The 13889-nt window shown below is 72.8% G+C and carries 13 protein-coding genes and 1 tRNA gene; 9 read left to right on the top strand and 5 right to left on the bottom strand.

Translation table 11 applies throughout. The annotated features are described in order from the left end of the window. Positions 1-82: 82 nt before the first annotated feature. The gene (locus ACO06A_RS00070; protein WP_421736109.1) at positions 83-643 is read left to right on the top strand and encodes a hypothetical protein; all 561 of its coding nucleotides are present in this window, start codon (positions 83-85) and stop codon (positions 641-643) included. 63 nt (positions 644-706) lie between these two features. On the opposite strand, the gene aceE is transcribed toward ACO06A_RS00070, so the two are convergent. After that, positions 707-3451 (bottom strand): pyruvate dehydrogenase (acetyl-transferring), homodimeric type, encoded by a 2745-nt coding sequence (aceE, locus tag ACO06A_RS00065; RefSeq protein ID WP_421734145.1) that lies wholly within the window; start codon positions 3449-3451, stop codon positions 707-709. 345 nt (positions 3452-3796) lie between these two features. On the opposite strand from aceE, the gene ACO06A_RS00060 reads away from it, so the two are divergent. Beyond that, the gene (locus tag ACO06A_RS00060; RefSeq protein WP_421734144.1) at positions 3797-4219 is read left to right on the top strand and encodes a DUF3052 domain-containing protein; all 423 of its coding nucleotides are present in this window, start codon (positions 3797-3799) and stop codon (positions 4217-4219) included. Between the two features lie 186 nt (positions 4220-4405). Here the strand turns inward: ACO06A_RS00060 and ACO06A_RS00055 are convergent, their stop codons facing one another. Then, complete coding sequence (locus tag ACO06A_RS00055) at positions 4406-6313, bottom strand: hypothetical protein (protein ID WP_421734143.1); 1908 nt, start codon at positions 6311-6313, stop codon at positions 4406-4408. Between the two features lie 646 nt (positions 6314-6959). Here ACO06A_RS00055 and ACO06A_RS00050 point away from each other — a divergent pair. From ACO06A_RS00050 to ACO06A_RS00025, 6 genes are all read left to right on the top strand, one after another. After that, positions 6960-7439 (top strand): peroxiredoxin, encoded by a 480-nt coding sequence (locus ACO06A_RS00050; RefSeq protein ID WP_421734142.1) that lies wholly within the window; start codon positions 6960-6962, stop codon positions 7437-7439. Positions 7440-7491: 52 nt separating this feature from the next. Then, positions 7492-7565 (top strand) — tRNA-Val (locus ACO06A_RS00045). Positions 7566-7601: 36 nt separating this feature from the next. Next, a complete protein-coding gene (locus tag ACO06A_RS00040) occupies positions 7602-8474 on the top strand; it encodes an MOSC domain-containing protein (protein ID WP_421734141.1) in 873 nt (290 codons plus the stop codon). 10 nt (positions 8475-8484) lie between these two features. Beyond that, positions 8485-9714, top strand: coding sequence for a Nif3-like dinuclear metal center hexameric protein (locus ACO06A_RS00035; protein ID WP_421734140.1), 1230 nt, complete (start codon positions 8485-8487; stop codon positions 9712-9714). Beyond that, positions 9711-10457, top strand: a complete 747-nt coding sequence (locus ACO06A_RS00030; RefSeq protein WP_421734139.1) for a zinc ribbon domain-containing protein — start codon at positions 9711-9713, stop codon at positions 10455-10457. Before ACO06A_RS00035 ends, ACO06A_RS00030 begins: the two co-directional genes overlap by 4 nt. Before the next feature lie 36 nt (positions 10458-10493). Beyond that, entirely contained in the window at positions 10494-11198 is a 705-nt protein-coding gene (locus ACO06A_RS00025; RefSeq protein WP_421734138.1) for a histidine phosphatase family protein, read from the top strand. A 4-nt stretch (positions 11199-11202) separates the two neighbouring features. Here the strand turns inward: ACO06A_RS00025 and ACO06A_RS00020 are convergent, their stop codons facing one another. Together ACO06A_RS00020 and ACO06A_RS00015 are read right to left on the bottom strand one after the other, a co-directional pair. Beyond that, the gene (locus ACO06A_RS00020) at positions 11203-12354 is read right to left on the bottom strand and encodes an SLC13 family permease (RefSeq protein ID WP_421734137.1); all 1152 of its coding nucleotides are present in this window, start codon (positions 12352-12354) and stop codon (positions 11203-11205) included. Positions 12355-12372: 18 nt separating this feature from the next. Further along, positions 12373-13152 (bottom strand): YaaA family protein, encoded by a 780-nt coding sequence (locus ACO06A_RS00015; protein WP_421734136.1) that lies wholly within the window; start codon positions 13150-13152, stop codon positions 12373-12375. 49 nt (positions 13153-13201) lie between these two features. Here ACO06A_RS00015 and ACO06A_RS00010 point away from each other — a divergent pair, with 49 nt between their 5' ends. Continuing rightward, on the top strand, positions 13202-13585 hold the full coding sequence (locus ACO06A_RS00010) for a tautomerase family protein (protein ID WP_421734135.1): 384 nt from the start codon (positions 13202-13204) through the stop codon (positions 13583-13585). Here ACO06A_RS00010 and ACO06A_RS00005 read toward each other — a convergent pair. Further along, complete coding sequence (locus tag ACO06A_RS00005; RefSeq protein WP_421734134.1) at positions 13567-13848, bottom strand: LuxR C-terminal-related transcriptional regulator; 282 nt, start codon at positions 13846-13848, stop codon at positions 13567-13569. The two genes, ACO06A_RS00010 and ACO06A_RS00005, sit on opposite strands and share 19 nt — an antisense overlap. Between the last annotated feature and the right edge of the window lie 41 nt (positions 13849-13889).

Below are 13889 nucleotides of genomic sequence, written 5' to 3'. Positions count from 1 at the left end.
CTCGGCCTCGCGGGTCGGCGCGCGCCGACCGACCAAGGCGTCGCGACGCGGTGACACGCTCCACGAGGACGCGCTGCGCTCCATGCTCAGCGACGACCCGAACAACGAGCGGGCGTTCGTCGCCCTCGCGGAGATCGTCCGTCGCCGTGCCGCCGAGGCGAGCCCCGACAGCGATCCCCTCTCCGCGCCCGTCGACGACAGCGAGCGCCAGCGGGCAGCCGATCTGGCGGTCTGGGCGCTCGGGGAGGAGCTCGCCGGGAACCCCCGCGCCTGGTACCCGTTGATCGAGGTGGCGCGCCTGTCGGTGCACGACGACCACGAGGGAACCCTGCGCAGGCTGACCACCGCGGCGGAACGGGACCCGTCGGGCAAGGCGCTCGTCGAGGCGCTCGGGCTCCTGCGCGGGGCCGGTCTGCCGGTCGACGCCCTCGGTCTCGGTGTCGGGCACTGGCGTCCCCGCGAGCACGACCCGGCCGTCGCTCGGCACCTGGTGCTGGCCTCGATCGAGGCCGGCCGGCCGCTCGAGGCCAAGCAGCACATCGCCGCGCTCGACCTCTACCCCGACCAGCGGGCCGTCGCGGACCTCAAGAGCGAGCTCGCGCGTGACGTGGCGCACGCCGAGCAGACGATCCCCGGCACCTGACACGCCGCACGACGAAGGCCCGGGCTCCAGGAGCCCGGGCCTTCGTCGTGCGTGCGGCGCAGGTCAGCTGTCGCCGCCCGTGTTGCCGGAGGTGCCGGCGGTGACGTCGTACAGGCGGTAGCGCTCGATCGCCTGCGCGGGCGCCTCGTGGCTCACCGCGCCCGTGCGGGCGAGCTGCTGGAGCACCCGGACGACCGTCGACGGACCGTCGATCTTGAAGTGGCGACGAGCCGCCGCCCGCGTGTCCGAGAAGCCGAAGCCGTCGGCGCCCAGCGTGGCGTAGGTGCCGGGGATCCAGGCGCGCACCTGGTCGGCCACCAGGTGGTCGAAGTCCGTCGTCGCGACGAACGGCCCCTCGGCCCCCTGGAGCTTCTGGGTGAGGTACGGGACGCGCTCCTCCTCGCCCGGGTGCAGGTACGCCTGCTTGTCCGCGGCGAGACCGTCGCGGCGCAGCTCGTTCCAGCTGGTCACGGACCAGACCGCGGCCTGGACGCCCCAGTCGTCGGCCAGCAGCTGCTTTGCCTCGAGAGCCCACGGCACCGCCACGCCCGACGCCAGGATCTGGGCGCGCGGCCCGTCGCCCTCGGCCGGCGCGATCTGGTGGATGCCACGCAGGATGCCCTCGACGTCGACACCCTCGGGCTCGACCGGCTGCTGCATCGGCTCGTTGTAGACGGTGAGGTAGTAGATGACGTCGCGGTCACGGTCGTGACCCTCGCCGTACATCCGCTCGATGCCGTCCTTGACGATGTGCCGGATCTCGTACCCGTACGCCGGGTCGTAGTGCACGACGTGGGACATGGTGCCGGCCAGCAGCGGCGAGTGGCCGTCGGCGTGCTGGAGGCCCTCACCGGTCAGGGTGGTGCGACCGGCGGTGGCACCGATGAGGAACCCGCGGGCCATCTGGTCCCCGGCCGCCCAGAACTGGTCGCCCGTGCGCTGGAAGCCGAACATCGAGTAGTAGAAGTAGAACGGGATCAGCGGCTCACCGTGCGTCGCGTACGACGTGCCGACGGCCTGGAACGCCGACGCCGAGCCGGCCTCGTTGATGCCCGTGTGCATGATCTGGCCGGACTCGGACTCCTTGTAGGAGAGCATGAGCTCGCGGTCCACGGCCATGTAGTTCTGGCCGTTCGTGTTGAAGATCTTGGCGCTCGGGAAGATCGCGTCGAGGCCGAACGTGCGGGCCTCGTCCGGGATGATCGGCACCAGGCGGTGGCCGAACTCCTTGTCCCGCACCAGGTCCTTGAACAGGCGCACCAGGGCCATGGTCGTGGCGACCTCCTGGTGGCCCGAGCCCTTGGCCAGGCCCTCGTAGACCTTGGGGTCGGGGAGGGTCAGCGGCTTGTGCGTGGTACGTCGCTCCGGCACGAAGCCGCCGAGCTGGCGACGACGCTCGAGCATGTACTGGATGCCCTCGTCCTCGGCGCCCGGGTGGAAGTACGGCGGCACGTACGGGTTCTCGTCGATCTGCTCGTCCGTGATCGGGATGTGCAGCGAGTCGCGCAGCGTCTTGAGGTCGTCCGACTTGAGCTTCTTCATCTGGTGCGTGGCGTTGCGCCCGGCGAAGCCGGAGCCCAGGCCGTAGCCCTTGATGGTGTGCGCCAGGATGACCGTGGGCGTGCCGGTGTGCTCACGCGCGGCCTTGTAGGCGGCGTAGATCTTGCGGTAGTCGTGCCCGCCGCGCTTGAGCGCCCAGATCTCGTCGTCGGTCATCTTCTCCACGAGCTGCTTGGTCCGCGGGTCGCGGCCGAAGAAGTTCTCGCGGATGAAGGCGCCGTTCTCGGCGCGGTACGTCTGGAAGTCGCCGTCCGGCGTCGTGTTCATCAGGTTGACGAGCGCGCGGTCCTTGTCGGCGTTGAGCAGGGTGTCCCACTCGCGGCCCCAGATCACCTTGATGACGTTCCAGCCGGCGCCACGGAACTGCGCCTCGAGCTCCTGGATGATCTTGCCGTTGCCACGGACGGGGCCGTCGAGCCGCTGCAGGTTGCAGTTGACGACGAACGTGAGGTTGTCCAGGCCCTGCTGGCCGGCCAGCTGCAGCATGCCGCGGGACTCGGGCTCGTCCATCTCGCCGTCGCCGAGGAACGCCCAGACGTCCTGCTGGCTGGTGTCCTTGATGCCCCGCAGGTGCAGATAGCGGTTGGTCCAGGCCTGGTAGATGGCGCTCGCCGGGCCGAGGCCCATGGAGACGGTGGGGAACTCCCACAGGTCCGGCGCCAGCCGCGGGTGCGGGTACGACGGCAGACCGCCGCCGGGGTGCGAGAGCTCCTGGCGGAAGCCGTCCAGCTGGTGGGCGCTCAGGCGGCCCTCCAGGTAGGCGCGGGCGTACACGCCCGGGGAGGCGTGGCCCTGGAAGTAGACCTGGTCACCGCCGCCGGGGTGGTCCTTGCCGCGGAAGAAGTGGTTGAGGCCCACCTCGGTCAGCGTCGCGACGGACGCGTAGGAGGAGATGTGCCCGCCGACGCCGATCCCGGGGCGCTGGGCGCGCGTCACCATGACGGCGGCGTTCCAGCGGATCCACGAGCGGTAGCGGCGCTCCAGCACCTCGTCGCCGGGGAAGTAGGGCTCGTCGTGCACCGCGATGGTGTTCACGTAGGGCGTGTTGAGCGAGGCCGGGATGGCCACGTTCCGCTGGCGCGCGTGCCGCAGCATGCTCAGCAGCACGTAGCGCGCTCGAGGGCCGCCCTTCTCGTCGATGAGTCCGTCGAGGGACTCCACCCACTCGCCGGTCTCGTCCGGGTCGATGTCCGGCACCTGGCTGAGCAGGCCGCCGATGAGCGGTCCCGTCTCGTCGATCGAAGCCACCAGCGCTCCTTGCGTCTCGTCCGCGCGCACGAGCCCTGTCGGCATCGGCGGCGCATCTGGCCCGGCCCGTGCTGGGCGCGCCCGGGTAGGCGGCTCGACGGGTGCGGGGTGTTCGACCCATTCTCGGACCCCGGAGGCCCGAAAGTCACACCGAGTACCGAGAACCTCGACGTGACGTCGATGACAGTGGGCGCGGGCGGGGTGTCGGGCGGTCGCACAAGGGGATCGACACGTGCGTCGGCGCAGGTCTTGCGTGCGCCCGGCGGGGTGCGGTGGGCTAGCGTGTGCGGCAACGAGAAGGCGGCCCCCGACGGGACCGCCGAGACGGAAGGGAGCGGTCCGGACGTGTCATCCACCGCGGACGAAGGCGCGTCGCAGACGGCCGCCCGCTTGGGTTTGAGCTCGGGACAGGTGATCCAGGAGTTCGGTTACGACGACGACGTCGACGCCGAGCTGCGCTCCGGGATCGAGACGGTCACCGGGACCGAGCTGGTCGACGAGGAGTACGACGACGTCACGGACGGTGCGGTCATCTGGTTCCGGGACGGCGACGGCGACCTCACGGACCTGCTCGTCGACGCGATGACCGTCCTCGACGACGGGGGTCCGATCTGGCTCCTCACGCCCAAGGCCGGGCGTGCCGGGCATGTCTCCCACAGTGACATCGAGGAGGCCGCGACGACGTCCGGCCTGCACGCCATGAGCACGTTCCCGATCGCCGCGGACTGGTCCGCGACGCGCCTCGGCACCCGCGGCCGCGGCCGCTGACCGCCGGCGCGGCCCCCCCGCACCCTCTCAGCGCGCCAAGAAGCCCGCTCACGCGCCCTCAGGGCGTCTGAGCGGGCTTCTTCGTCCGTGCGGACCGGGACGAGCCCACAGACGCGTTCGCCCGGCTCGTCGAGCGAGCCGGGCGAACGCGTCGGTGACTACTGACTACTGACTACTGACTACTGACTACTGCTGGACCTCCGGCAGCGGGGGCTGCCGACGCGTTCCGCCGCCACCCACGTTGTCCGCGGTGTTGTTCGTGACCACGCGCATGTACGGGTAGAGCACCTGCCACGCGGCCCACAGTTCCTTGACCTGCGGCTGGTCGCAGTTCGCCTCGCAGTAGAGCGCGACCGTGCCGGACTGGATCAGCACGTGGCCGCCGTAGTCCTGGAGCGCACGTCCCAGCGCCAGGCCGTCGTCGGTGAGACCGAGCGAGTTCAGGTCTACCGACGGCGGGATCGCGAGCATGGAGCCCATCGGCAGCTGGCCCACGTACGTCGTGGGTGCCGCGGTGTCCTGCGTCCGAGCCGGCCAGACCGGTCCGAGCTTGAGCATCGAGGCGGGCACGCCGATCCCGATGGTGTGCGGGATCGAGTGGTTCGCCAGCTCCTCGGCGCGGATGAGGCCGCCGTAGAACGAGATGCTCGACGCGCGGGAGCCGTTGGTCAGCCCGTCACCACGCAGGTCGGTGACGACCACCCGCGTGGTCTCGTACTTGTTCGTCCCGACGGGCTTGAACTTGTAGAACTCGTAGGCCGTGTAGCCGTCGGGCTGGATCACGCCGGTGTGCATGTCCGTACCGCCGGTCGCCACCGTGCCGGCCGGGATCCGCAACGTGAAGACCTGGCCGTTGTTGGTGTTCGTGACCGTCGCCTGCGGGTCCGAGGACTTCGCCTTGTAGATCGCGTACGACCACATGGACGAGTTGATGTTCGGCTTGCCCGACAGGAAGTTGGCGGTCGCCTTCGAGGTGGCCGACTCGTACTTCGCCCCCGAGCCGATCGCCGTGTTCCAGAAGGCGCTCGACGCGAACGGGTGCAGCGCGGCGACCCGGGTGCCGGTGGTGGGCTTGCCCGGTGCGGGTGCGGGTGCGGGTGCGGGCGCAGGCGTCGGGGTGGGGGTCGGCCTCGGCGCGACCGTGGGGGTCGGCGTCGGGGTCGGGGTGGGGGTGGCCGTCGGCGTCGGTGTCGGCGTGGGGGACGGGCTCACGACGTCGGAGGCCGGGATCGTGCTGGGGATGCTCCACAGCACCTTCCCACCGGCTGCACCGGTGACGCGGCCGTCGTCGCGGACGACGACCACCGGGCAGGCGGAGCCGGAGGCCTGGGTCCATGCCACGGCGGACCCCGACGCGTAGGTGAGCGTGCCGTCGGTCGCGAGCTTGACTGCGGCGCCGGCGCCGGGTGACGCCTTCCTCCACAGCGCGTTGCCGGTGCTGGTGGACGTGATGGCCAGCGAGCCGTCGGTGTCCACGGCGAAGCGGTACCGACCGTTGGCGGAGGTGATGCCCTTGCCGGCGGTCAGCGACTGCCCGGCGACGAGCCGGTCGGCCTGCGCCGTGCACGTGGTGGCGGACAGGACGGGGAGGGGCGTCGCGGGCGGGGTGGGGGTGCCCGCCCCGACCACGGGGACCGTGGCGTTCTTCGCGCGCTTGACGGGGATGCTCCAGCGCTCCGCGGAGCCGTCGGCTCCGACCACGCGGCCGTCGTTGAGCACCACGACGGTGGGGCACGCACCGGTCACGGCGGAGCGCCAGCGCACGGCGCCCGAGGCGGTGCGGAGCTCCAGGTCGCCCGGTGTGGTGAGCGTCAGGGTCGAGTCGGCGCCGACTGCGCCGTGCTTCCACAGGGCACCGCCCGCGGCGGTGCGGATCGCGAGGGTGCCGCCGGCCTCGATGCCGAACGTGTAGGCGCCGTTCTGCGACGTGATCTTCTGGCCGACCTCGAGGGTCTGGCCGGGCACGAGCCGGTCGCTCGACTGCGGGGCGCAGGCTCCGGAGGCGTCTGCGAGAGCGGGGGCGGTCACTGCGACGGTGGCGATGCCGACGGCGAGAATCGCGACGAGCGCGATCGGTCGTATACGAGTGTGCATGAGGAACCTCAAGTTGCCGTTGGGGAGGGGTGCAACGGGCAATGCCGAACCCCTCTGGGGCCCGGGTTGCCGTACAGGCTGGCAGCGACTCGGAGGCTTGTCCAACTCCGTCCTGATCGAGAAGTTCGTCAGGCCGAAGCCCAATCCAGGTCATATCGGCGCATGCTCCCCGAGTGTCCGATGTGCCGCGGGTCGGCCCGCGCGCAGGTGCCCGGGGCAGCCGTCTCCGCCCCATCCGAGGGGTCCCGGCGCGCGGTCGCACCGGTGCCGGACGCGTCCACCTCCTGGCGCCGATCCGCCGACGCCGCCGCCGGGCCCGGCCGCCGCACCCCGGGGACCTGCGCCTTCGCAGTTGTCGTGGTGCGATCGGCGGGTCCGGGTGACGTGGGAGCGCGACCGCTCGGACGGGAGTGAGGTGACACGCCCCGCGCCATCCCCGGCGCACCTGCCGTTCACCCTTTCGGGTGATCGTGCACGCGTCGAGCGGCGGCCCATCGGCTGCGAGGTCCGCCTGCCGAGCGGGTTGTCACCCGGACGGCCCAACCGGCGGGAGCGGTGTCCACGATGTGACCTGTCTCACATCGTGACCCGACGCGAGCCCGGGAGTCACCGCGGTCGAAGCGCCCCCGTTGTTACAGTCCCCGCCATGGATGACACCGCCCGGTCCACGCCCGCGCTCGGCACGCCGGCCCCCGACTTCTCGCTGCCGGACACCCACGGCACGCCCGTGACCCTCAGCGGCCTGCGCGGCGGACCCGTCGTCATCGTGTTCGTCCCGTTCGCGTTCTCGGCCACGTGCACGGGGGAGCTGTGCCAGCTCCGCGACAACATCACGGAGTTCGAGCAGGCGGGGGTCCACGTCGTCGTCGTGTCGTGCGACCCCGGTCATGCGCTGCGCGCCTGGGCTGCGAGCGAGGGCTTCGGGTTCGACCTGCTCTCCGACTTCTGGCCGCACGGCGAGGTGGCCACGGCCTACGGGGTCTTCGACGAGGCCAAGGGCTTCGCGGTGCGGGGCAGCTTCCTCGTCGACGCGGAGGGCGTGCTGCGCTGGAGCGTCGTCAATCCGCCCGGACGTGCCCGGGACTTCTCGTCCTACCGGCAGGCGCTCGCGGACCTCGCCGCCTGAGCGCCGGTAGTCTGTTCGCCCGTCGAGCGGACCGTCCGCGGGATGCTCGTCGGGGCCTGTAGCTCAGCTGGTCAGAGCGCCGCGCTTACACCGCGGAGGTCGCCGGTTCGAAACCGGCCGGGCCCACCCGTCTCGCCCGTGCGCAGTTGTTAGGGTCCAGCCATGCGCGCGACCACGCCGTTCGTCTCCGGGCTGACCGTGTACCCGGTCAAGTCGTTCGCGGGGACGTCCCTGACGTCGATGGAGCTGGACGCGGCGGGACCGCTCGGGGATCGCCGGTGGATGGTGGTCGACGCGGACGGTGCCACCGTCACCGCGCGCAAGCACCCCCGGATGCTCGCCGCCGTCGCCACACGCGACCCGAAGGGTGTCCGACTGTCCGCCGACGGCCTCTCGGACCTCCTGGTCGAGATCCCGTCCGGCCCGGCCGACGTCCCCGTCCAGCTCAGCCGCCTCGACACCGCGACGCGGGCCGGCGACGCAGCGGACGCCTGGTGCTCGGAGCTGATCGGGCACCCCGTCCGGCTCGTCTGGCTCGACGACCCCGCCCGCCGGGGGATGTCGGACGAGCACGGCGGCACGCTCGCCGACCCGCTCGCCCTCACCGACACCGGCCCGGTGCACGTCACCACGACCGCGTCGCTGCATCGCCTCGACGCGTGGGCGGCCGAGATCCACGACGAGCGGGTGCAGGCGGCGCTCGAGGCGGGGAAGCCGCCGCCCGAACCGCAGCACCCGTTCGACATGCGTCGGTTCCGGCCGAACCTCGTGGTCGACGGCGACCTCGAGCCGTTCGCCGAGGACGGCTGGGGTCGGGTGGTGGTCGGCGAGGTCGAGCTCCGGTTCGCGGACCAGTGCGGGCGGTGCGTGCTCACGACCATCGACCCGGACACCCGGGCCACGGGCAAGGAGCCGCTGCGGACGCTGGCCCGGCACCGCCGCTGGGACGGCGAGGTGTGGTTCGGGATCCAGATGGTGCCGGTCCGTGGCGGCCGCGTCCGCGTCGGCGACCCGGTCGAGACGACGGCCCGGTAGCGTGCGCGACGTGACATCACCCTCCCTGGCGGAGGTGGTGCGGCTGCTCGATCGCCGGTACCCCCCGTCGACAGCCGAGTCCTGGGACGCGGTCGGCCTGGTCGCCGGCGACCCGGACCAGCCCGTCCGGCGGGTGCTGTTCGCGGTCGACCCCGTCGGCGTCGTGGCCGACGAGGCCGAGGCGTGGGGCGCCGACCTCGTGGTGACCCACCACCCGCTGCTCCTGCGCCCCGTGCACTCGATCGCCGCCACCACCGTCAAGGGCGCGCTGCTGCACCGCCTGGTCCGCACGGGGACCGCCCTGTACACGGCCCACACGAACGCCGACGCGGCGGCCGGGGGCGTGAACGACGCGCTCGCGCAGGTGCTGGGCCTCGTCGCGACCGCGCCACTGGATCCTGCGCCTGCCGAGCCGCTGGACAAGCACGTGGTCTTCGTGCCGGTCGAGGTCGCGGAGCGGCTGGTCGACGCGCTCGCCGCTGCGGGCGCGGGCGCTGTCGGGGAGTACACCCGGTGCGCGTGGACGTCGACCGGCGAGGGCACGTTCACGCCGTCGGACTCGGCGTCGCCGGCGATCGGCTCCGCCGGGCAGGCCGCGCGGGTGGTCGAGGCGCGCGTCGAGATGGTGGCGCCGCGCCGGCTGCGTGCGTCGGTGGTCGCAGCGATGCGGGAGGCGCACCCGTACGAGGAGCCGGCGTTCGACGTGCTCGAGCTCGCGTCGTGGCCCGGTGCCACCGGCACGGGTCGGGTGGGCACGCTGGCGGAACCGACGACGCTGCGGGCGTTCGCCGCCACGGTCGCCGCGGCGCTCCCCATGACCGCGCAGGGGGTCCGGTACGCGGGCGACCCGGACGGGCGGGTCGAGCGCGTCGCGGTGGTCGGCGGCTCCGGCGACTCGTTCTTCGACTCCGTCCGCGCGTCGGGCGTCGACGCCTACGTGACCGCGGACCTCCGGCACCATCCGGCGTCCGAGCTGCGCGAGCGGGCGGAGCACGACGGCCGCGCCGTGGGATCGTCCACGCCGTACCTCGTCGACGTCGCCCACTTCGCCTCCGAGTGGCCGTGGCTCGCGCTCGCGGCACGCACGCTTGCGCAGGACGCAGCCGCCGCGGGGACTACGGTTAAGACCCGCGTGAGCACGGTGAGCACGGACCCGTGGACGGGTCGCGTCGCGAGCCCGGATCCGCCGAAGCCTCTGTCACCGCTCGAACCCAGTGCACCGCCGGAAGGACACCCGTGACGACTGCCCCCGCAGCGGACCAGCGCCGACTGCTCGAGGTCCAGGAGCTCGACACCCGCCTGGACCAGATCGCCCACAAGAAGCGCACCCTTCCGGAGCTCGCGCGGCTGACCGAGCTGGGCTCGCAGGTCACGGACCTGCACACGGCGCTGGTGACGTCCCAGACGGCGGTGAGCGACCTGCGGCGGGAGCTGCGCAAGGCGGAGGCCGACGTCGAGCAGGTGCGGGTGCGCGCGGCGCGGGACCAGTCGCGGCTCGACTCCGGACAGGGCAGCCCGAAGGACCTCCAGGCGCTGCAGAGCGAGCTGGGCACGCTGGGCCGACGCCAGGCCGAGCTGGAGGAGGTCGAGCTCGACGTGATGGAGCGCCTCGAGGCGCACGAGACCGCCCTCGCCGAGGTCACGACGGCCCACGAGTCGCTCGCCGACAAGCGCGCAGCGGTCGAGGCCGAGCGCGACGCGGCGTTCGCCGCTCTCGACGCCGACGCCGAGTCCGTCCGGGCCGAGCGCGCCAAGGCTGTCGAGGGTCTGGATGCCGGCCTCGTCACCCTCTATGAGCGGCTGCGGGGCCAGCTGGGCGGCAAGGGAGCCGGGGCGCTGCGTGGCCGTCGGTGCGAGAGCTGCCGGCTCGAGCTCAACCCGCTCGACGTCGAGGCCATCGTCAAGGCGCCCGAGGACCAGGTCACGCGCTGCGAGGAGTGCGGCCGGATCCTGGTGCGCCTGCCGGAGCCCGCGAAGGGCTGAGTCGCGCCGGCGCCGCCGGACCGACAGACTGCGAGCGTGAGCAGCGCACGCGCCCCCCGCCCGTCCGGAGCAGGCGTCCGGTTCGACGAGGAACAACCTGTCACGGTGGTCCTGGTCCGGCACGGACAGACCACGATGACGGTCTCCCGCGGCTACTCCGGCTCGGGCGAACCGGGTCCTCCGCTCGACGAGACGGGCCTGCGCCAGGCGCGCGACGCCGCGGACCTGGTCGACCGTGTCGGTCGCGACCTGTGGGGCGACATCCCGTACCCCAGCCAGGTCATCGCCTCCCCGATGGTCCGGACCCAGCAGACCAGCGCGATCATCGGCGAGAAGCTGGGGCTGCCGGTCCGGACGGACGCGACGTTCCAGGAGGCGAACTTCGGCGAGTGGCAGGGGCTGACCTCCGAGCAGATCGAGGAGCGGTGGCCCGGGCAGCTGGAGCCGTGGCACACCAAGGCCGACCTGCGACCGCCCGGTGGGGAGTCGATCGAGGACGTCGGCCGCCGGCTACAGCGCGGTCTGGACCAGCTCCTCGCGGAGGGCGTCGACCGCACTGTCGTGGTCGTGAGCCACGCCGTGTCGATCCGCGCGGCCCTGGGCGTCACCATGGGCGCGCAGCCGTCGTCGTGGAGCCAGCTGCGCGTGGCGCCCGCGTCGGTGAGCATCGTGCGGCTCTTCGCGGACAAGCGCGACGAGATCGCCGTCGTCGGCGTGCCGAGCGAGGGCTGGTCGTCCTGAGCCGTCAGCTCGTCGCGACGAGCGCGAGCGTGGCAGCGACGACCGCCAGGGGAGCGAGCAGCAGGCCCTGACGCACGATCCTGCCGGCCGGGACCGCGAGCATCACGGTCCGGCACCGCTGCCACCACAGGATGGTCGCCAGCGATCCCCACGGCGTGAGCAACGGCCCGACGCCCGTGCCGATGAGCAGGGCGGCCACCCGGAGCGGGTCGGTGCCGGCTGCGGGCTCGAGCGCCAGGTACGCGGGCAGGTTGTTCATCGCGTTCGACGCGAGCGCACCGACAGCGGCTACCTGGAGCAGCGCGCCTAGGCCGTCACCGGTTCCCGCGGCCCGGGCGAGCGCGGTCCCCAGCCCGTGCGCGTGCGCGGTGGCGACCACGACGAAGAGGCCGAGCACGACGACCAGCGTCCGCCACGGGACGAGGTCGCCCGCGGGGACGGGGAGCTTCTGGTGCCGCAGCAGCGTCGCGGCGAGCAGGACGACCGCGACGACGACGGCCGTCGGCGCGGTCGGTGCTCCGACGACGAAGGCGACGGCCAGCGCCCCGACCGCGACGGCGCACACGACGAGCAGTCCCCGGTCGCGCACGGGGTGCGGAGGCGGTGGCTCGTAGCTGCCGTGCAGCGCCCGCCGGTCGCGGACGGCGAGGACCGCGACCGTGACCAGGATCGCGGCGAGCGCGGGGGCCCACATCAGTCCCAGATAGCCCACCCCGGCGGCGCGCAGCGTGTGGTCCGCCAGCAGGTTGGTGAGGTTGGAGACCGGCAGGACGAGCGATGCCGTGTTGGCCAGGGCGAGCACGGCCAGCGCGAACGGGAGCGGGGGCGTGCGGGTGCGTCGGGCGAGCGCGATGACCACCGGTGTGAGCAGGACCGCGGTGGTGTCCAGGGACAGCACCGCGGTGCTTGCCGTCGCCAGCAGCACCACGAGCGCCCACAGCGCCCACCGGCGCCCGCCGGCCACCTTCGACGCCAGCCCCGCTGCCGCGTCGAACAGGCCGGCGCCTGCGCACATCTCGGCGACGACGGTCAGCGCCGCGACGAACACCAGGATGGGCAGCGTCCGCTCGGCCAGGGCCCGCGCGTCCTGCGTGGGGAGCGCCCCCGTCACGAGCACGGCGGCGATCACCAGGAGCGCGACGAGCCACCAGGGCACGCGCCGGCGGTGCGCCACTCAGGCCACGACGAGCTCGAGCGTCCGGGCGCCGCGGGTCGCCGGGCCCAGCTCGACCGCGAGCAGTGTCGAGCCGACGAGCTCGCCGGCCACGCGCGCCAACGACTCCGCGTCGTGCGGGGCGCGCCCGCGACGCGTCAGCAGGTGCCGGGTGAGCACCCCGCGGGTGTGCTTGGCGTTGTGCGACACCACGGACCTCCTCCCGTCCAGCTCGCGCAGGACCCGCACCGACACCCAGTCGGCCGACCGCGGCGGGTGCCAGGCGGCGAGGTACGTCGCGGACCGGCAGTCCACCACGAGCTCGCCCTCGGCACGCGCCTGGAGCTCGTCCCCGATCACCTCGCGCCACGCACCGGGCAGGTGGCCGATGCCCGGCAGGTGCGTGGCCATGGAGAGGCGGTACGCGGGGATGGGGTCGTCGGGCGCGACGAGGCCCCACAGGCCGGACACGATCCGCACGCTGTCCGCTGCGCGCGCCCGGCCGGTCGGCGTCAGCCGGTCGAGTCCGGCGGCCGCGTACAGCACCCCGGAGTAGACGTGCTTGGCCGGGGCGGTCGACGCGGTGCGCAGGGTGACGTTGTGCGCGACCTCCTCGGACAGGCTCGTGCCGACGCCCAGCACCCGCATCGCGTCGGGCGACGCGCTGACCTGGATCAACGCGTCGAGCACCTTCTCACGCACCGGGTTGAGCCCGGGCGCGGAGAGGGCGTCGAGGTCGAGCAGGGGGCCGCGGCGGCGCGGCGCGGTCTTGCCCTCGGAGGGCGGCAGGAGCACGAGCACCCGTGAACTGTAGGCTCCCGCGCGACGGTGGACCCGGCGAGGAGGACCCATGGCGCACGTGAAGATCTACGGCCGGCGCGACGTCTGGCAGGACCGCCGGGGATCCGTGTCCGACGCGGTCCACCGCGCGGTCGTCGGGACCTGGGGGCTGCCCGAGGACAAGAGGTTCCACCGCTTCCTCCTGCTCGACGCCGACGACCTGGTGGCACCGCGCAGCAAGGAGTACCTGGTCGTCGAGATCCTCTGCTTCACCGGCCGCTCCCGCGAGGCCCGACGCGCCCTGATCGCCGCGTTCTACGACGACGTCGCCCCCACCCTCGGGATCTCCGCCGACGACCTCGAGGTCATCATCATCGAGAGCCCCCCGGAGAACTGGGGGATTAGGGGCGGCTCGGGCGACGAGCTGTCGCTGACCTACCGGATCGACGTCTGAGCCGGCACACCCACCAGGCGTCGTCGGCTCTGCTCCACCTCCGGCAGCCCGAGGTCGGCCGGAACCAGTCCGCGCGCCCGACCGGCGGAGAGCGCGGACTCGCGGTCGGCGACACCGAGCTTCTGGTAGATCGAGCGGACCTGCGACTTCACCGTGTTCCGGGTGACGAAGAGTGCCGCGGCGATCTCGTTGAGCGTCAGGGGCAGGGCCAGGTGCGCGAGGATCACGCGCTCGCGCCGGGTCAGTGCGTGGGTGGTCTCCATGCCCTGTGTTCGGTGCCGGGTGCCGCGTGGATGGGTGAGGA

The organism is Cellulomonas sp., assembly GCF_965229465.1.
Taxonomy (GTDB): Bacteria; Actinomycetota; Actinomycetes; order Actinomycetales; family Cellulomonadaceae; genus Cellulomonas.
The sequence above is the reverse complement of the archived record's forward strand: the minus strand, read 5'-3'. Positions and strand labels throughout refer to the sequence as shown.